This is a genomic window from Streptomyces sp. NPDC005728 (assembly GCF_040630895.1).
Lineage (GTDB): Bacteria > Actinomycetota > Actinomycetes > Streptomycetales > Streptomycetaceae > Streptomyces.
Genome location: NZ_JBEXYL010000002.1, coordinates 1 through 18,206, shown reverse-complemented (window position 1 = coordinate 18,206; position 18,206 = coordinate 1). Strand labels below are relative to the sequence as shown.

The window sequence follows — 18,206 nt, the reverse complement described above, 5'->3', positions numbered from 1 at the left end:
CTTTCTCATTTCCCCCGGCCACGCCTCGGACGAACCCCCCACACGACGCCCGCGGAACCGGTCTCGACTCGTGTGATGCTCCAGCGGGGTCAGCCCTTCGCGGCCGCCTCCAGGATCTGGCGCAGACCCTCGGTGAGCGCGTCCCCGTCGGGTGCGGTCTTCGGATCGAACGTCCACTGGGCGATGAGTCCGGTCATCAGCGTCAGATAGAACCGGCCGAGCGTGTCCGCCGTCCCGTCCGAGACCTCCCCCTCGGGCACGCCCATCAGCAGCGCCACCAGCCCGCGCCCACCCTCCCTCTGGGCGCGAGCCAAGTGCTCGCGCACCTCGGGCAGTTCGATGGTCATGACCTCCATGCTCAACCGCCACACCGAGCCCGGCCCCCGCATGGTGGCGACGATGTTCGACCACACCCAGCGGAAGCGCTCCAGCGAACCGGGCGCACCCTCCACCTCCGGGCCGCCCCCTTCGAAGGCGTCGGACACGTTCTCCACGAGCGCCACGTAGGCCTGCGCGAGCAGCGCGTCCTTCGAGCCGTAGTGGTAGCCGATCGAGGCCAGGTTGGTCCCCGACGCCTTCACGATGTCCCGCGCGGTCGTCCGCGCGAAGCCCTTCTCCAGCAGGCAGCGCTTGGCGCCTTCCAGCAGATCTTCACGGTGTCCCATGCGGACCACCCTACCTCCGATCCATACAACCGTCCTAGACGCGTGACTTATACAAGCGTTCTAGACAATCGTTTAAGACGTCCGTACAGTTCTCGGCATGACGAACTCGACGAGCACCAACTCCCCTGCCGGGCGCGCCGGTCGCCGCGAATGGACCGCGCTCTGCGTGCTGATGCTTCCGCTGCTGCTGGTGTCCATGGACGTCTCGGTCCTCTACTTCGCCGTCCCGGCGATCAGCGCGGACCTGGAGCCGAGCGGCACCCAGCAGCTGTGGATCTTCGACATGTACGGCTTCGTCCTGGCCGGCCTGCTGATGACGATGGGCTCACTGGGCGACCGCATCGGCCGGCGCCGGCTGCTCCTGTTCGGCGCCGCCGCCTTCGGCGCCGCATCCCTGGTCGCCGCCTACGCGAGCAGCGCCGAGACCCTGATCGCGGCCCGCGCGGTCCTCGGCATCGGCGGGGCGACCCTGATGCCGTCGACCATGGCTCTGGTCCGCACGATGTTCACCGACCCCGCCCAGCGGGCGAAGGCGATCGGCATCTGGTCCGGCGTGATGACCGGCGGCATCGCCCTCGGCTCCGTGCTCAGCGGCGTTCTGGTCCAGTTCTTCTGGTGGGGCTCGGTCTTCCTGGTCAACCTGCCCGCGATGGTGCTGCTGCTGGTCCTCGGCCCGATCCTGCTGCCCGAGTCGAAGAACCCGGAGCCCGGCCGCTTCGACTTCCTGAGCGTGCCGCTGTCCATGGCTGCGGTGCTCCCCGTGATCTACGGCCTCAAGGAGATCCCGTCCGAGGGCTGGCACCCGCAGTACGTCGTCTCGGTCACCGTCGGCCTGCTCTTCGCGGCCCTCTTCGTCCACCGCCAGCGCACGGCCGCCTCGCCGATGATCTCGCCGGCCCTCTTCCGCGGCCGCGGCTTCGCCCCCGCGGTGGTCCTGAACCTCGTCTCCGCGTTCGCGATGATGGGTTCGGCGTTCTTCACCACGCAGTACCTCCAGTCGGTGCTCGGCAAGAGCGCGATGGAGGCGGCCCTGTGGGCGCTGCTGCCGTCGGTGCCGATCGGGATGGCCGCCCCGGTGGCCACGGCCCTGGTCCAGAAGGGCGTGAACCGCGCCTACGTGGTCACCGCGGGCTTCGCCGTCGGCGCGGCGGGCTACGGCATGCTGGCCCTGGCCGGCACCGACTCCCTCTGGCTCGTCCTCGCCGCCTGCGGCGTCCTGGCCTCCGGCATCGTCATGGTCATGTCGCAGATGACCGACCTGGCCATGGGAGCCGCCCCGGTGGAGCAGGCGGGCGCCGCCTCCTCGCTGCTGGAGACGGGAACGGAGTTCGGCGGCGCGCTGGGCATGGCGGTCCTCGGCTCCATCGGCACGGCGATCTACCGCCACGAGATGCCGGCCTCGGCCCCGGCCGAGGCCCACGAGACCCTGGGCGGCGCACTTGCCGTCGCCGGACGGGTGCCGGGGCGTACGGGAGACGCCCTGGCGACGGCGGCCCGGGAGGCGTTCACCTCCGGCATGCACGGCGCGGCCCTCGCGGGGACGGCCGTCCTGGCCCTCGCGGCGATCGTGGCGACGACGACCCTGCGCCGGATCCACATACGGGAGACGCCGGCACCGGAGACCGAGAAGGCCCTGGTCTGAGACACCTCACCGCACGGAAAAGCGCCGGACGGGCTGGATCACCAGCTCGCCCGGCGCTTTCGAGATCAGCCCGTCCGGCGTTTGAGGACCAGGCCGTTCAGGCCGAAACAGGGGGTCTGGGGGGCGGCAGCCCCCCAGTGACGGCAACCTCAGACCAGGTTCACCGAGCGGGCGGACGTCGCCCCGATCTCCTCCGCGACCTCGGCCAGGACGACAGGGTCCACCGTGTCGTCGACGGTCAGCACCGCCAGCGCCTCCCCGCCCACCGCGGCGCGGGCGACCTGCATGCCGGCGATGTTGATGCCCGCCTCGCCGAGGATGCGGCCCACGGTGCCGACGACACCGGGACGGTCCTCGTAGCGCAGGACGACCATGTGGTCGGCGAGCGCGAGGTCGACGTCGTAGTCACCGACCGCGACGATCTTCTGGAGGTGCTTGGGGCCGGCCAGCGTGCCGGAGACCGACACCTCCTCGCCGCCCGCGAGCGTGCCGCGCACGGTCACCACGTTGCGGTGGTCGCTGGCCTCGGAGCTGGTGGTCAGGCGCACCTCGACGCCGCGCTCCTGCGCGAACAGCGGCGCGTTGACGTACGACACCGTCTCGTCGACGACGTCCTCGAAGACACCCTTGAGCGCGGACAGCTCCAGCACCTTCACGTCGTGCTGGGTGATCTCGCCGTAGACCTCGACGTCGAGGCGGACCGCGACCTCGCCCGCGAGCGCGGTGAAGATGCGGCCGAGGCGCTCGGCGAGCGGCAGACCCGGCTTGACGTCCTCGGCGATGACACCGCCCTGGACGTTCACCGCGTCCGGAACCAGTTCACCCGCGAGCGCGAGGCGCACCGACCTGGCGACCGCGATGCCCGCCTTCTCCTGCGCCTCGTCCGTCGAGGCGCCGAGGTGCGGCGTGGCCACGACCTGGTCGAACTCGAAGAGCGGGGAGTCCGTGCAGGGCTCCTTCGCGTACACGTCGAGTCCGGCACCGGCGACCCGGCCCTCCTTGAGGGCGGAGTACAGCGCCTCCTCGTCGACGATCCCGCCACGGGCCGCGTTGACGATGCGCACGCTGGGCTTGACCTTGCGCAGCGCCTCGTCGCCGATCAGGCCGAGGGTCTCGGGCGTCTTGGGCAGGTGAACGGTGATGAAGTCGGAGACCTCGAGCAGCTCGTCCAGGGAGAGCACCTTGACGCCCATCTGCGCGGCCCGCGCGGGCTGCACGTAGGGGTCGTAGGCGACGACCTTCATGCCGAAGGCGGACATGCGCTGCGCGACGAGGGCACCGATGCGGCCCAGGCCCACGACGCCCAGCGTCTTCTCGGCCAGCTCGACACCCGTGTACTTGCTGCGCTTCCACTCGCCGATCTTCAGCGCGGCGTTGGCCTGCGGGATGTTGCGCGCGGTGGCGAGAAGCAGACCGCAGGCCAGCTCGGCGGCCGTGACGATGTTGGAGGTCGGGGCGTTGACGACCATCACGCCGGCCTTGGTGGCGGCGGAGACGTCGACGTTGTCGAGGCCGACGCCGGCGCGCGCGACGACCTTGAGCTTCTTGGCGGCGGCAACGGCCTCCGCGTCGACCTTGGTGGCAGAACGGATCAGGATCGCGTCGACTTCGGCGATGGCGGGGAGCAGTTCGGCTCGGTCGGCTCCGTTGCAGTGCCGGATCTCGAAGTCCGGGCCGAGCGCGTCGACGGTCGCGGGCGACAGCTCTTCAGCGATGAGTACGACAGGTTTCGAGCTCACGTGAGGTCCTCACTAGTCCAATGCGTGCGGACGGCCGTCCCGACGGCCGCAGGCGGAGGAGGGGGGCTAGCCGCGGAAGACGCACGACGCTGTGGGCCTGACGCGTATGTTGTGCAGCAGTGTAGTGGCGCCGCCGAGAGCGTCTTGCGCCTCTGCGGAAGGATCACCCGTCCGGGGCTGGACGGAGTGGCCAAAGGGGGTCGGAGCAGTCTGCCCCGACCCCCTGACACGAGGCTTACGCCTCCTCGCTCACCCAGCTCATCAGCTTGCGCAGCTGCTTGCCGGTGGTCTCCAGCAGGTGCTCGGAGTCCTGGGTCTTGTACTCGTTGTACTTCTTCAGACCGCCGTGGTACTCGTCCATCCAGTTCTGGGCGAAGGTGCCGTCCTGGATCTCGGCGAGAACCTGCTTCATCTCGGCCTTGGTGGCGTCCGTGATGATGCGCGGGCCGGTCACGTAGTCGCCCCACTCGGCGGTCTCGGAGACGGACCAGCGCATCTTCTCCAGGCCGCCCTCGTACATGAGGTCGACGATCAGCTTCAGCTCGTGCAGGCACTCGAAGTAGGCGATCTCCGGCTGGTAGCCCGCCTCGACCAGGGTCTCGAAGCCGGCCTTGACCAGGGCGGAGGTGCCGCCGCACAGCACGGCCTGCTCGCCGAACAGGTCGGTCTCGGTCTCCTCGGTGAAGGTCGTCTTGATGACACCCGCGCGGGTGCCGCCGATGGCCTTGGCGTACGACAGGGCCAGCGGGAAGGCGTTGCCGGTGGCGTCCTGCTCGACGGCGGCGATCGCCGGAACGCCACGGCCCTCCTCGTACTGGCGGCGCACCAGGTGGCCCGGACCCTTGGGGGCGACCAGGGCGACGTCGACGCCGGCCGGGGGCTTGATGAAGCCGAAGCGGATGTTGAAGCCATGGGCGAAGAACAGCGCGTCGCCGTCCTTCAGGTTCGGGGCGATGGACTCCTCGTAGACCTGCGCCTGGATCGGGTCCGGGATGAGGATCATGATGACGTCGGCCTCGGCGGCGGCCTCGGCCGGAGTCGCCACGCGCAGGCCCTGCTCCTCGGCCTTGGCCTTGGACTTGGAGCCCTCGTGCAGACCGACGCGGACGTCGACACCCGAGTCGCGCAGCGACAGCGCGTGGGCGTGGCCCTGGCTGCCGTATCCGATGACCGCGACCTTGCGGCCCTGGATGATGGACAGGTCGGCGTCGGCGTCGTAGAACAGCTCGGCCACTTTGGGTTCTCTCCTTGGTGTGCAGATTGTGCGTCCCACCGTATGACGGTGAGGGGAAGGGAAGTCTCAGGATCTCGGCATACGGGCGGACGGTGCGCGCCGGCCGCCCGTATTCAGCCTTACGCAGATCGGTCGAGAGCGCGCAGCGAGCGGTCCGTGATCGAACGGGCGCCGCGGCCGATCGCGATCGTGCCGGACTGGACCAGCTCCTTGATGCCGAACGGCTCCAGCATCTTGAGCATGGCGGACAGCTTCTCGTTGGATCCGGTGGCCTCGATGGTGACGGCCTCCGGGGAGACGTCGACCGTCTTGGCGCGGAACAGCTGGACGATCTCCACGATCTGGGAGCGCGTCTCGTTGTCGGCGCGCACCTTCACCAGAACGAGTTCGCGCTGAACCGCCTGGCCGGGCTCCAGCTCCACGATCTTCAGTACGTTGACGAGCTTGTTGAGCTGCTTGGTGACCTGCTCCAGCGGCAGGTCCTCGACGCCCACCACGATGGTGATGCGCGAGATGTCGGGGTGCTCCGTGACGCCGACCGCGAGCGAGTCGATGTTGAAGCCGCGGCGGGAGAACAGAGCGGCGATCCGGGCGAGGATGCCCGGCGTGTTCTCCACCAGGACGGAGAGCGTGTGCTTGGACATGTCGGGTTGCTCTTCCTTGCCAGTCGTCGTCAGTCGTCTTCGTTGTCGCCGAAGTCGGGGCGGACGTCCCGGGCGGCCATGATCTCGTCGTTGGAGGTGCCGGCGGCGACCATCGGCCACACCATCGCGTCCTCGTGGACGATGAAGTCGATGACGACCGGGCGGTCGTTGATGGAGTTCGCCTCTTCGATGACCTTGTCCAGGTCCTCCGGCCGCTCGCAGCGGATGGCGTGGCAGCCCATGGCCTCCGACAGCTTCACGAAGTCGGGGACGCGGGTGCCGGCGCTCGGCTGCTTGCCGTCCGCCTCGGGGCCGCTGTGCAGCACGGTGTTGGAGTAGCGCTGGTTGTAGAAGAGGGTCTGCCACTGGCGGACCATCCCGAGGGCGCCGTTGTTGATGATGGCGACCTTGATCGGGATGTTGTTCAGGGCGCAGGTGGTCAGTTCCTGATTGGTCATCTGGAAGCAGCCGTCGCCGTCGACCGCCCAGACGGTCGTGTCCGGCGCGCCGGCCTTGGCGCCCATGGCGGCCGGGACGGCGTAGCCCATCGTTCCGGCGCCGCCGGAGTTCAGCCAGGTGGCGGGCTTGTCGTACTGGATGAAGTGCGCGGCCCACATCTGGTGCTGGCCGACGCCCGCCGCGAAGATCGTGCCCTCCGGGGCGAGCTGCCCGATGCGCTCGATGACCTGCTGCGGGGAGAGCGAGCCGTCCTCGGGCTGGTCGTAGCCGAGCGGGTAGGTCTCGCGCCAGCGGTTGAGGTCGCTCCACCAGGCGGTGTAGTCGCCCTTGTGGCCCTCGCTGTGCTCCTTCTGCACGGCCTGGACCAGATCGGCGATGACCTCGCGGGCGTCACCGACGATCGGCACGTCGGCGGCGCGGTTCTTGCCGATCTCGGCCGGGTCGATGTCGGCGTGGACGATCTTGGCGTACGGGGCGAAGCTGTCCAGCTTGCCGGTGACGCGGTCGTCGAAGCGGGCTCCGAGGGCGACGATCAGGTCGGCCTTCTGCAGCGCGGTGACGGCGGTGACCGCACCGTGCATGCCCGGCATTCCCACGTGCAGCGGGTGGCTGTCGGGGAACGCGCCGAGCGCCATCAGGGTGGTGGTGACGGGTGCTCCGGTGAGTTCGGCGAGGACCTTCAGCTCGGCGGTGGCCTGCGCCTTGAGGACGCCGCCGCCGACGTAGAGGACGGGCCGCTTGGCGGCGGTGATCAGCTTGGCGGCCTCGCGGATCTGCTTGGCGTGCGGCTTGGTCACCGGGCGGTAGCCGGGCAGGTCCATGACGGGCGGCCAGGAGAAGGTGGTCTTCGCCTGGAGGGCGTCCTTGGAGATGTCGACCAGGACCGGGCCCGGGCGGCCGGTGGAGGCGATGTGGAACGCCTGCGCGATGACCCGCGGGATGTCCTCGGCCTTGGTGACGAGGAAGTTGTGCTTGGTGATCGGCATGGTGATGCCGACGATGTCCGCCTCCTGGAAGGCGTCCGTGCCGATCGACTTCGAGGCGACCTGACCGGTGATCGCGACCAGCGGCACGGAGTCCATGTGCGCGTCGGCGATCGGCGTGACCAGGTTGGTGGCGCCGGGACCGCTCGTGGCCATGCAGACACCGACCTTGCCGGTGGCCTGCGCGTAGCCGGTCGCGGCGTGGCCGGCGCCCTGCTCGTGCCGCACCAGCACGTGGCGGACCCGAGTGGAGTCCATCAGCGGGTCGTACGCCGGCAGGATCGCACCGCCGGGAATGCCGAATACCGTCTCAGCGCCGACCTCCTCGAGGGAGCGGATGAGGGACTGCGCGCCCGTGACGTGTTCGACGGGGGCGGACTGATGTCCTCCGGATCGGGGCCGCGGCTGCGGATGGGCCCCGGTGGCCTGCTCGGTCATCGGCATTCTCTTCTCGATGCTGAGGGTTTTTGCGAGGTTTGGGCGGAGTTCAAGGGCTGCACGAAAGGCGCTCGTGCAACAAAAAACCCCTCGTGCCGTAGGGCAAGCGAGGGGAGCGCGCCGGGGAGGTCGCTGGGGTTTCCGGATCGTCGTCCGGTGGGTCCCAGCTCAGCCGACGCGCTGTCCAAGTACGAGAATTCGGGTGCGCATGGCACTGACCCTCCCCCCGGCACGCACCACGTGTCAAGTGGGTGGGACGGGAGTCTCATTATGTGAACGAAGGGCACTGCCACCTCCGAAGACGGCGGGCACACCTCCGGTGTACACCCCCGAACCCCCGCCCGCGAACGCCGGCTCGGCCGGTGCATGCGGGACCGGATAGTGGCCGGATCCGAGCGCCCTGCGCAGCCGGTACTCGTCCAGCGCCCCCGCGAACGCCATGCCCTGCCCGTGGGTGCAGCCCATCGCGCGCAGCGCGATCACCTGTTCCGGCAGGTCCACGCCCTCGGCGACGGACTGGAGCCCGAGATCGCCGGCGATCCGGAGCAGCCCGCCGGTGATCTTGTGCAGCCGCGCGGACTCCACGACGCCCTCGACCAGACCGCGGTCGAGCCTGAGGACGTCCACGGGCAGCCGCCTGAGGGCCGTGATCGCCGCGTGACCGCCGCCGAAACCGTCGAGCGCGATCCGCACCCCGAGGCGGCTGAGCGCGGTCAGACGCCGCTCCAGCTCGTCCAGCGAGGTCCTGGCGTCGGTGTCGCACAGCTCGATGACCAGCGCGCCGGGCGGCAGCCCGTGCCGGGTCAGCAGAGCCTCCACGGAGCCGAGCGGCAGGGAGGAGCGGTCCAGCAGCCGCCGGGCGCTCATCCGGACGGCCACCGGCACCACGGTCCCGGTGACGGCCCGCTCGGCGGCCTGTCCCACGGCCTCCTCGAGGATCCAGCGGTCCAGCTCCGCGGTCTTGTCGCCGTCCTCGGTCACCCGCAGGAACTCGGCCGGGGTGAACAGCACCCCCTGGGAGGAGCGCCAGCGCGCCTGCGCCGAGACCGATGTGATCCGGCCGTTCTCCAGGCAGACCACCGGCTGGTGCAGCAGCGCGAACTCGCCGTCGTGCAGCGCGGCACGCAGCCGAGTGGCCAGCTCCGCCTTGCGTACGACGTCCTGCTGCATCTGCGGCTTGTACAGCTCGACGCGGCCCTTCCCGGCCGATTTCGCCCGGTACATCGCGAGGTCGGCGTTGCGCAGCAACTCGCCCGCGCCGAGGCCCTGCTCGGCGAAGGCGACACCGATGGAGGCGTTGACCCGGACATCGTTGCCGTCGATGGCGTAGGGGTGGGAGAGGGTCACCCTGAGGCGGTCGGCGAGCTCCAGGATGTTCCGCTCCCGGGCGGCACTGTCATGGGTGCCGTCCCCGACGATCAGAGCCGCGAACTCGTCGCCGCCCAGCCGGGACGCGGTGTCGCCGTGCCGGACCGCGTCCTGGAGTCTGCGGGCGGCCTGGACGAGCAGCTCGTCCCCCGCCTGGTGCCCGATCGTGTCGTTGACGGCCTTGAAGCCGTCCAGGTCGATGAAGAGCACGGCCGTGCCGCGCAGGGCGGCGCCCCGGTCGGTGGCACGGCGGCCGGACAGGGCCTGCTGGACGCGCTGGGTGAACAGCGCGCGGTTGGGCAGGTCGGTGAGCGGGTCGTGCTCGGCATTGTGCTGCAACTGGGCCTGCAGCCGCACGCGTTCGGTCACGTCCCGGCTGTTGAAGATCAGGCCGCCGTGATGCCGGTTGACGGTCGACTCGACGTTGAGCCAGCCTCTCCCACTCGCGGCTTCGCTCGAGCGGGAGGTGCCCCCATCGCCGGACCGGAAGCGGCACTCGATGCGCGTAGTGGGTTCCTCGAGCGGGCTGGCGGCGAGGAAGCGGCGCACCTCGTGCACCACGCAGCCCAGGTCCTCCGGGTGGATGAGACCGGCCAGCTCGGTACCCACCAGCTCCTCCGCGGGCCGTCCGTAGACCCCGGCGGCGGCCGGGGAGACGTACCGGAGGATGCCGTTGGGCGCGGCGATCATGATGACGTCGCTGGAGCCCTGCACCAGGGAGCGGAAGTGGTTCTCCTTCTGCGCCAGTTCCTGGGTGAGGGTGATGTTGTCCAGCAGCATGATGCCCTGGCGGATGACGAGCGCCAGTACGACGGCGCCCGCGGTGATCAGCACCACGTGGTCGGGCCTGCGGCCGTTGAGGACGTTGTACAGGATGCCCAGCGTGCACACGGCTGCGGCGAGGTACGGGGTGAGCGCGGCGAGGGAGCCGCTGAGCGGCCGTCCGGAGGGGTACCGGGTGTGATCGCCGCCGGGCGCGGGCAGCGGCACGTACGGATGGCCCGTGGTGCGCTGTCCGGGCACGTGCTCGTGGATCACGCGCGTGTGCCCGTCCGGTACGTGCCGTTCGCCGTCCTGCGCTCCCGGGCGCCGGGGGGCGGCCCAGGGGGCGTAGGCGAGCAGCAGCGAACCGGCGAACCAGCCCGCGTCCAGCAGTTGCCCGGAGTGGTAACTGCTGTGCAGCAGCGGCGAGGTGAACAGCGCGTCGCACATCACGGTCAGGGCGAGCGCGCCGATCGCGGTGTTGACCGCCGTGCGGTTGCCCGGGGAGCGGCGGAAGTGGAGCGCGAGCACCATGCTGACGAGCGCGATGTCGAGCAGCGGGTACGCCAGGGACAGCGCGGTGTGCGCCACGCTCGGTCCGTCGAACCGGGCCGCCTGGGCGAGCGCGAGGCTCCAGGACAGGGTGAGCAGCGAGCCGCCGATCAGCCAGGCGTCCAGCGCCAGGCAGATCCAGCCCGCCCGCGTCACGGGCCGTTTGGCGAGGACCAGCAGACCCACGATGGCGGGCGGCGCGAAGCACAGGAAGAACAGGTCGGCGTAGCTCGGGCTGGGCACGGGCCGGTCCAGGACGACCTCGTACCACCCCCAGACCGCGTTGCCCAGGGACGCCATCGCCGAGGAGAGCGCGAACAGCAGCCAGGCCGGGCGGAAGCGGACCCGCGGGCTGCGGGCGTAGAGGAAGCAGGAGACGGCGGCGGCACCCGCCGCGGCACTCAGTCCGAAGTCGCCCATGACCAGCGCGAGCCGGCCCGAGCCCCAGTCGCACATGGACCCGATGACGTAGGCGCCGCAGACCAGGGCGAGGACGAGCTGGTGGACGAGCCGCGATCCGTCACCGACGGCCGGCGCACGGGGCGGCAGCGGCGCTCCCGGCGGGTGCGGTGCCCGCACCGTGCCGTCCAGGGTGGTCGTCACGGAGGGCGGCGCATTCACCGGGGCCTCCCGGTTCGCGCCGCTCCCGGTGCCCGTGGGTCCCGGTGCGCGTTCTTCCTGCGGCCGCCCGGCCTGCGGTGGTGACTTTGATGGCTCGTGTGGTGGCCGCGTCTGCGCGCCCCCGTGCCCCAGGGTCGCCGTCGGCGGCTCCGCCGCGTCGGATCGTTCGTCCATAGGCCGTGCATCGCCCGTCGCCCCCCTCACAAATCTGCAATGTCCATCCCCGGCGCCCAGCGTCAGCGGCGCAGCCCCTGTCGGGACGATACACCAGGATCGTCACTCAGGGACATAACTTCTCTACGCTCCGTGACGGGCCACGTCAATACGGGCACGCCTCGCGTCCGGAGGATTGCGGAGGGTACCGGAAGCGGATTACGTCCCTGTTGTGAGGATCACGTTCCGCAGGGGCTCGTGGTTCACGAAGCGGTTCAACTGGTCCACCAGCAGCCGCTTTGCGCGCGGCAGAAAGGCCGAGGTGGGCCCGCCCACGTGCGGGCTGATGAGCACGCCGGGCGCCTGCCACAAGGGATGTCCCGCAGGCAGCGGCTCTGGGTCCGTGACGTCCAGGGCCGCGGTGATGCGCCCCTTCTCCAGCTCCACGAGCAGCGCCTCGGTGTCCACGACGGGTCCGCGGGCGACGTTGACCAGCAGCGCTCCGTCCTTCATCAGACGCAGGAAGTCTGCGTCCACCAGGCCCCGGGTGTCCTCCGTCAAGGGCGTGGAGAGGATCACGACATCGGCTTCCGGAAGCAGAGAGGGCAATTCGGTGAGCGGGTGCACCAGACCGCGCGCCGTGGTGCGCTGGGAGCGCGCCACGCGCGCCACCCGCGCGAGCTCGAAGGGCGCGAGCCGGTCTTCGATGGCGGCTCCGATGGCGCCGTACCCGACGATGAGGACGGTCCGGTCGGCGAGGGCGGGGTGGAACGCGCTCTGCCAGATCCCCTCCTGCTGAGCCCGGACGAACTGGGGGATGCCGCGCAGCGAGGCCAGGGTCAGGGTCAGCGCGAGTTCGGCCGTGCTCGCCTCGTGCACACCGCGCGCGTTGCACAGCTGGACGCCCGGCACGATCGACGACAGCCGGGCGGTGACGTCGTCGACGCCCGCCGTGAGCGTCTGGATGACCTGAACGCCGGTCAGGTGCTCCAGCGGGCGCACCTTGACCGGCCACCGCTTCATGTAGGGCACCACGTACACGACACAGTCGGCGGGGTCGCCGGGAAACTCCTGGTCGCCGCTCTCGCCACCGTCCCAGAACAGGTACCGGAGCCCCTCGGGAAGCCCCTCGATCTCCTCCGGCGGGATGGGAAGCCATACGTCTGCAGTCATGGCAGGAGGCTATGTCAGCCGTACAGGTGTGCAGAGGTTAGGTTGGGTGCCCAGGAGAGGGAGGTTCACGAGCAGGTGGAGCGCAGGACGATCGGCGCGGGGGCACTCGCGGTGGGGGCCGTCGGACTCGGGTGCATGCCGATGAGCTGGGCGTACAGCGGCTCGCGGCAGCGGGGCGACGCATCGCTCAGAGCGGTGCACCGGGCGCTGGACCTGGGCTCGACCCTCCTGGACACGGCGGACATGTACGGCCCGTTCACCAACGAGCTGCTGCTGGGGCGGGTGTTGAAGGAGCGGCGCCGGGACGCCTTCGTGTCGACGAAGGTGGGACTGCTCGTGGGCGAGCAGCACATCGTGGCCAACGGCCGCCCGGGGTACGTGAGGCGGGCCTGCGACGCCTCGCTGCGACGCCTGCAGACGGACGTGATCGACCTCTACCAGCTGCACCGCGCCGACCCCGAGGTCCCCGTCGAGGAGACGTGGGGCGCGATGGCCGAGCTGGTGCGGGCCGGAAAGGTACGGGCGCTCGGCGTGTGCGCGGTGGGTGCGCGCGGTGGCCGCCGCTCCGGGTCCCGGCTGCACGATGCGACCCTGCGCCAGCTCCAGCGGATCCAGCAGGTCTTCCCGGTGAGCGCGGTCCAGGCGGAGCTGTCGGCGTGGTCGCCGGAGGCGCTGGACTCGCTGCTGCCGTGGTGCGCGGCGCGGGGTGTGGGCTTCCTGGCGGCGATGCCCCTGGGAAACGGCTTCCTGACCGGCACGCTCACCCCGGGCGAGGGCTTCGAGCCGGACGACGTGCGCGCCCGCCACCCCCGTTTCACGGCCGAGATGATGGCCGCCAACCAGCCGATCGTCGCGGGGCTGCGCCGGATCGCCCGCCGGCACGGCGAGGACGTCACCGCGGCCCAGGTGGCCGTGGCCTGGGTGCTCGCCCAGGGCCGGCATGTGATCGCGTTGCCCGGCACCAAGCAGGAGCGCTGGGCGGAGCAGAACGCGGCGGCGGCCGCGCTGCGGCTGACCGCACAGGACCTGGCGGAGGTGGCCGGCCTGCCGGCGGCACAGGGATCCTGGGACTGAGCGGTTGCGCATGCGGTTCTCGCGGACCGGGAACCCGGGTGGGGCGAGCGGTGTATGAGAGGGAGAGGCTGTCGTCGGACTGCCGCTGTCGAAGGGACCATGATCGTGCAACGTCGAGCTGTGACGGCCGTGTTGGCCGCGTCCGCGCTCCTGCTGACGGCGGGCTGCTCCTCCGGCGGCGGTGGCTCGCCCGCCGGGCGCGGGAGTACGACGTCACCGGGTGCTGCCGCCTCCTCCGCCCGGGCCACCGAGTCGGCTCCTCCGGCCAAGGGCTCCGTGAAGGTGCTGCGCACGGTGGCCGAGGGCCTGAAGACGCCGTGGGGCCTGGCACCGCTCCCCGGCGGCGGCCTCCTGGTCTCCTCCCGTGACGACGGCACGATCACCCGGATCGACGAGACGACGGGCAGGAAGACCGAGTTGGGCACGGTCTCCGGGGTGTCCGCGGCCGGCGAGGGCGGCCTGCTGGGCATCGCCCTGTCACCCGACTACGCCTCGGACCACATGATCTACGCCTACTTCACCTCGGCCTCGGACAACCGCATCGTCCGGATGCTGTACGACGAGCAGAAGCCGGCCGGCGAGCAACTGGGTGCACCCGACACCGTCTTCAAGGGCATCCCCAAGGGAATCATCCACAACGGTGGCCGGATCGCCTTCGGTCCCGACCGGATGCTCTACGCGGGCACGGGCGAGAGCGGTGACCGTGGCCTTTCCCAGGACAAGAAGTCGCTGGGCGGCAAGATTCTCCGGCTGACCCCGGAGGGCGAACCGGCGCCGGGCAACCCGTTCCCCGACTCCCCGGTGTACTCGTACGGCCACCGAAACGTCCAGGGCCTGGCCTGGGACTCCAGGCAGCGCCTGTTCGCCTCGGAGTTCGGCCAGGACACGTGGGACGAGCTGAACGCGATCAAGCCGGGCGACGACTACGGCTGGCCGGACGCCGAGGGCAGGTCCTCCGACGCCCGCTACCACAACCCGATAGCGGAGTGGCACACCGACGAGGCCTCCCCCAGCGGCATCGCCTACGTCGACGGCGTCGTCTGGATGGCCGGCCTCAAGGGCCGGCGCCTGTGGCGCATCCCTCTCCAGGGCACCGAGGCCTCGGCGGCCCCCCAGCCGTTCCTCGAGGGTGAGTACGGCCGCCTGCGCACGGTGGTCGCGGCGGGCGGCGACAAGGTGTGGCTGGTCACAAGCAACACGGACGGCCGCGGGACGCCGAAGAAGGGCGACGACCGGGTGCTGGAGGTGGAGGTGAAGTAGCTCCGCGGCTCACTCCTCGTCCCCGGGTTCCGCTTCGGCCGACGGCGGCTCGGGCCGACGTACGACGACCTTCCCCGAGGCCAGGTCGATGGGGCCGCGACCGGGATCGTTGTCCCCGATGTCCTCCCGGGTCAGTTCCAGGCGCTTCTGCTCGTCGTGGGTGTGCTTGCGGCCGGGCGCGAACAGTTCCTCGAAGGTGTTGAACACGGCGTCTCCCCCCTGCCGGTTTCCTCCAGCGTACGACTCAGCCCGCCGTCGGGGCAGCGAGCGTGTCGGCCGGGAACAACCCCAGTCGATGCGCCATCGCCGCCGCCTCGCCCCGGCCCGCGACGCCGAGTTTGGACAGGATGTTGGAGACGTGGACGCTCGCGGTCTTCGGCGAGATGAAGAGTTCCTCGGCTATCTGGCGGTTGGTGCGGCCGGCCGAGACCAGGCGGAGCACGTCCCGCTCCCGGCTGGTGAGGCCGAGGCTCTCGGCCGGGTCGGCGGGCGTGCGGGCCTGCCGTGGGGCATGGGCGAGGGGGAGGCGGGCACGCTGGGCGAGCCGGGCGACGGCGTCGGCGAGCGGGCGGGCGCCGAGATGGCCGGCGACCGCCCCGGCCAGGCGGAGCAGTTCCGTGGCGCGGTCGCGTTCGCCGTCCCCGCCGGCCTCTTCGAGCAGGATCTGGGCGAGGCGGCGGCGGACGCGGGCGAGGTCGTAGGGGCGGTCCAGGCACTCGAAGTCGGTGACCAGGTCCGACCAGATCGCGGCGGTGTCGGTGCCGCGGGCACGGTGCAGTTCGGCACGGGTCCAGCGCTCGTAGGCGTGCCAGAGCGGCGCGCCGGTGGTGAGCTTCCGAGCGGCTTCGGCGAGCCGGTCGAGGACGTCGGCGCGGCCGTCGGCCCCCGCGGGCAGGGCGCGGGCGTCCGCCTCGGTGGTGGCGGCGGCCAGCAGCAGGGGCCAGCCGTAGCGCTGGGTACCGGGCGGGAAGCCGACCTCCAGGGCACGCTCCAGCTCGACGCGGGCGTCGAGGAGCCGGCCTTCCTCGGCGGCGACGCCGATGGCGATCCGGGCCATCGGCAGCAACTGCTGGGGCATCGGATCGTGGGTGCCGTAGTGGGCGTGGGCGATGGCGAGTTGGCGGGCGGCCTCGGCGGCGTCGCCCCGGGCCAGGGCGATGTGGGCCAGGCGCAGGGCACCGGAACCCCGGGGCTTGGCGCTGCCCACGGAGCCCAGGGCACCCGCCGCTGCTTCGGCGGCCTCGTCCCACTGACCCAGCGCGTACAGCGAGTCGGAGAGGTTGCCCCAGATCCACTGCTCGGAGTCGACCTGGCCGAACCTGCGGGCGAAGGCGATGCCCTTGCGCAGGATCGGCACGGCCTCGCGGGAGCGGCCGACCGACTCCAGCTCGGAGGGCAGATTCACATAGGCCCGGCCCACGACGTGCGTCACGCCCTCCTGGAGTGCGGCCTCCATGACCCGGGCCGTCTCCGCCAGCCCGGCCTCGACGTCACCCGCGTCGACCATCAGGCAGCCGAGGGTGATGCGCGCGTTGAGCTCGATCTCGCGGGCGCCCACCATCCGCGCGTACTCCACGGCCCGTTCCGCGGCGGCGAAGGCCTCCGGGCCGGGCCGGTGCAGCATGGACCAGCCGGCGACATTGGCCAGCACGTCGGCGTGCACCTCCGAGGGCGGCAGGCCGCGCACCAGGTCCTGGGCGTTGGCCAGTTCCTGCCAGCCGTCGCCCCGGGCCAGTGCCTGGACCAGCCGGGAGCGCTGTACCCAGAACCAGGCGGCACGCAGCAGGTCCTCCTCGTCCTGGAGAAGCCGCAGCGCCTTCTTGGTGATCTTCAGGGCGCGTTCGCGCTCTCCGCAGAAGCGGCCCGCGACCGCCGCCTCCGCCATCAGGTCGAGGTAGCGCAGCGGGGTGGTGGCCGGATCGCAGCCGCACGGAGGGTAGACGTCGGCGTAGTCGACGGGGCGCAGGGCGGCGCGGACCTCCTCGGGGGCGGTGTCCCACAGCTCCATCGCCCGCTCCAGGAGCCGCAGTTGCTCGCTGTAGGCGTGCCGGCGGCGCGCCACGACGGAGGCGTCGAGGACGGCGGGTAGGGCCTTGGCGGCGTCATGGGCCTGGTACCAGTAGTTGGCCAGACGCGTCACGCGCGCGTCGGCCGGGACCAGCCCCGGATCGCTCTCCAGGGCCTCGGCGTAACGCCGGTTGAGCCGGGAGCGTTCGCCGGGCAGCAGGTCGTCGGCGACGGCCTCGCGGACCAGCGAGTGCCGAAAGCGGTAGCCGTCGCCGGCGGGCGCGGCGGTGAGGATGTTGGCGCCCACGGCGGCCCGCAGCGCCTCGATGAGGTCGTCCTCGGCGAGCTGGGCCACGGCGGCCAGCAGCCGGTGCTCGACGGTGGAGCCGCCCTCGGCGACGATCCGGGCGACCCGCTGGGCGCTCTCGGGCAGCGTCTCGACGCGGACCAGGAGCAGGTCGCGCAGGGAGTCGGTGAGGCCGGTGCAGCAGCCCTCGCAAGAGGCGACGGCGAGTTCCTCGACGAAGAAGGCGTTGCCGTCGGAGCGTTCGAAGATCTCGTCGACCTGGTCCGGGTCGGGTTCGGTGGCGAGGATGCCGGCGATCTGGCGGGCGACCTCCTCGCGGGTGAAGCGGGCGAGCTCCAGGCGGCGGACGGTGCGCAGCCGGTCGAGTTCGGCGAGCAGGGGGCGCAGCGGGTGGCGGCGGTGGATGTCGTCGGCGCGGTAGGTGGCCAGGATGAGGAGGCGGCCGGTGCGCAGGGTGCGGAAGAGGTACGCGAGGAGGTGGCGGGTGGAGGCGTCGGCCCAGTGCAGGTCCTCCAGGACCAGCACGACCGTGTGCGCGGCGGCGACCCGCTCCAGCAGCCGGGCGGTCAGCTCGAACAGGCGGGCCGTGCCCTGCTCGTCGTGGCGGCTGGAGGTGGCCTCCCCCAGCTCGGGGAGCAGTCGGGCCAGTTCCTCCTCCTGGCCGGCGCCGGCGGCGGCGAACTCCTCGGGCAGGGTGTCGCGCAGGGCGCGCAGCGCGGTGGAGAAGGGGGCGAAGGGCAGTCCGTCGGCGCCGATCTCCACGCAGCCGCCCACGGCGACGACGACACTGCGGCGGCAGGCGCCCTCGCCGAACTCCTCGACGAGCCGGGTCTTGCCGACTCCCGCCTCACCGCCGAGCAGCAGCGCCTGCGGCTCTCCCGCGGCGGCTCGGGCGAGCGCGTCGTTCAGGGTGTGCAACTCGTCGGTGCGGCCTACGAACACGGGACTGACGGATCTGGTCTCCACGGACCCGAGCATCGCACGGGGCTCGGACAAGGACGCACCCGTTTTCCACAGCTCCGGTGCGATGGTCGTACGAACCTGGGGCGGAGGGCGGCCGACCCCCGTGCTAAGGGGCGCAAATTGGTAGGGACGAGCCCTGTAGGTGGGTGCGTTTGTTTTTCA

12 protein-coding genes are annotated in these 18,206 nt (G+C 71.2%); 3 read left to right on the top strand and 9 right to left on the bottom strand.

Features of this window, described 5'->3' with window-relative positions; translation table 11 throughout:
* Positions 1-89: 89 nt before the first annotated feature.
* On the bottom strand, positions 90-665 hold the full coding sequence (locus ABZ471_RS01835; protein ID WP_359061317.1) for a TetR/AcrR family transcriptional regulator: 576 nt from the start codon (positions 663-665) through the stop codon (positions 90-92).
* 97 nt (positions 666-762) lie between these two features.
* Between ABZ471_RS01835 and ABZ471_RS01830 the strand changes: the two genes are divergently transcribed.
* The gene (locus tag ABZ471_RS01830; protein ID WP_359061315.1) at positions 763-2,307 is read left to right on the top strand and encodes an MFS transporter; all 1,545 of its coding nucleotides are present in this window, start codon (positions 763-765) and stop codon (positions 2,305-2,307) included.
* A gap of 149 nt (positions 2,308-2,456) precedes the next feature.
* On the opposite strand, the gene serA is transcribed toward ABZ471_RS01830, so the two are convergent.
* From serA to ABZ471_RS01800, 6 genes are all read right to left on the bottom strand, one after another.
* Positions 2,457-4,046 (bottom strand): phosphoglycerate dehydrogenase, encoded by a 1,590-nt coding sequence (serA, locus tag ABZ471_RS01825; RefSeq protein ID WP_359061313.1) that lies wholly within the window; start codon positions 4,044-4,046, stop codon positions 2,457-2,459.
* A gap of 235 nt (positions 4,047-4,281) precedes the next feature.
* Complete coding sequence (gene ilvC, locus ABZ471_RS01820) at positions 4,282-5,280, bottom strand: ketol-acid reductoisomerase (RefSeq protein WP_359061311.1); 999 nt, start codon at positions 5,278-5,280, stop codon at positions 4,282-4,284.
* A gap of 119 nt (positions 5,281-5,399) precedes the next feature.
* Entirely contained in the window at positions 5,400-5,924 is a 525-nt protein-coding gene (ilvN, locus tag ABZ471_RS01815) for an acetolactate synthase small subunit (protein ID WP_359061309.1), read from the bottom strand.
* Positions 5,925-5,953: 29 nt separating this feature from the next.
* Complete coding sequence (locus ABZ471_RS01810; RefSeq protein WP_359061307.1) at positions 5,954-7,804, bottom strand: acetolactate synthase large subunit; 1,851 nt, start codon at positions 7,802-7,804, stop codon at positions 5,954-5,956.
* 243 nt (positions 7,805-8,047) lie between these two features.
* Positions 8,048-11,107, bottom strand: coding sequence for an EAL domain-containing protein (locus ABZ471_RS01805; protein ID WP_359061305.1), 3,060 nt, complete (start codon positions 11,105-11,107; stop codon positions 8,048-8,050).
* Between the two features lie 372 nt (positions 11,108-11,479).
* Positions 11,480-12,433 (bottom strand): 2-hydroxyacid dehydrogenase, encoded by a 954-nt coding sequence (locus ABZ471_RS01800; protein WP_359061303.1) that lies wholly within the window; start codon positions 12,431-12,433, stop codon positions 11,480-11,482.
* A gap of 75 nt (positions 12,434-12,508) precedes the next feature.
* Here ABZ471_RS01800 and ABZ471_RS01795 point away from each other — a divergent pair, with 75 nt between their 5' ends.
* Entirely contained in the window at positions 12,509-13,507 is a 999-nt protein-coding gene (locus ABZ471_RS01795) for an aldo/keto reductase (RefSeq protein WP_359061301.1), read from the top strand.
* Between the two features lie 99 nt (positions 13,508-13,606).
* On the top strand, positions 13,607-14,767 hold the full coding sequence (locus ABZ471_RS01790) for a PQQ-dependent sugar dehydrogenase (RefSeq protein ID WP_359061299.1): 1,161 nt from the start codon (positions 13,607-13,609) through the stop codon (positions 14,765-14,767).
* A 9-nt stretch (positions 14,768-14,776) separates the two neighbouring features.
* Here the strand turns inward: ABZ471_RS01790 and ABZ471_RS01785 are convergent, their stop codons facing one another.
* Together ABZ471_RS01785 and ABZ471_RS01780 are read right to left on the bottom strand one after the other, a co-directional pair.
* Entirely contained in the window at positions 14,777-14,974 is a 198-nt protein-coding gene (locus tag ABZ471_RS01785) for a DUF6191 domain-containing protein (RefSeq protein ID WP_359061297.1), read from the bottom strand.
* A 37-nt stretch (positions 14,975-15,011) separates the two neighbouring features.
* Positions 15,012-18,059: an AAA family ATPase gene (locus ABZ471_RS01780; RefSeq protein WP_359061790.1), complete on the bottom strand. Its 3,048-nt coding sequence runs from the start codon at positions 18,057-18,059 to the stop codon at positions 15,012-15,014.
* Positions 18,060-18,206 lie beyond the last annotated feature (147 nt).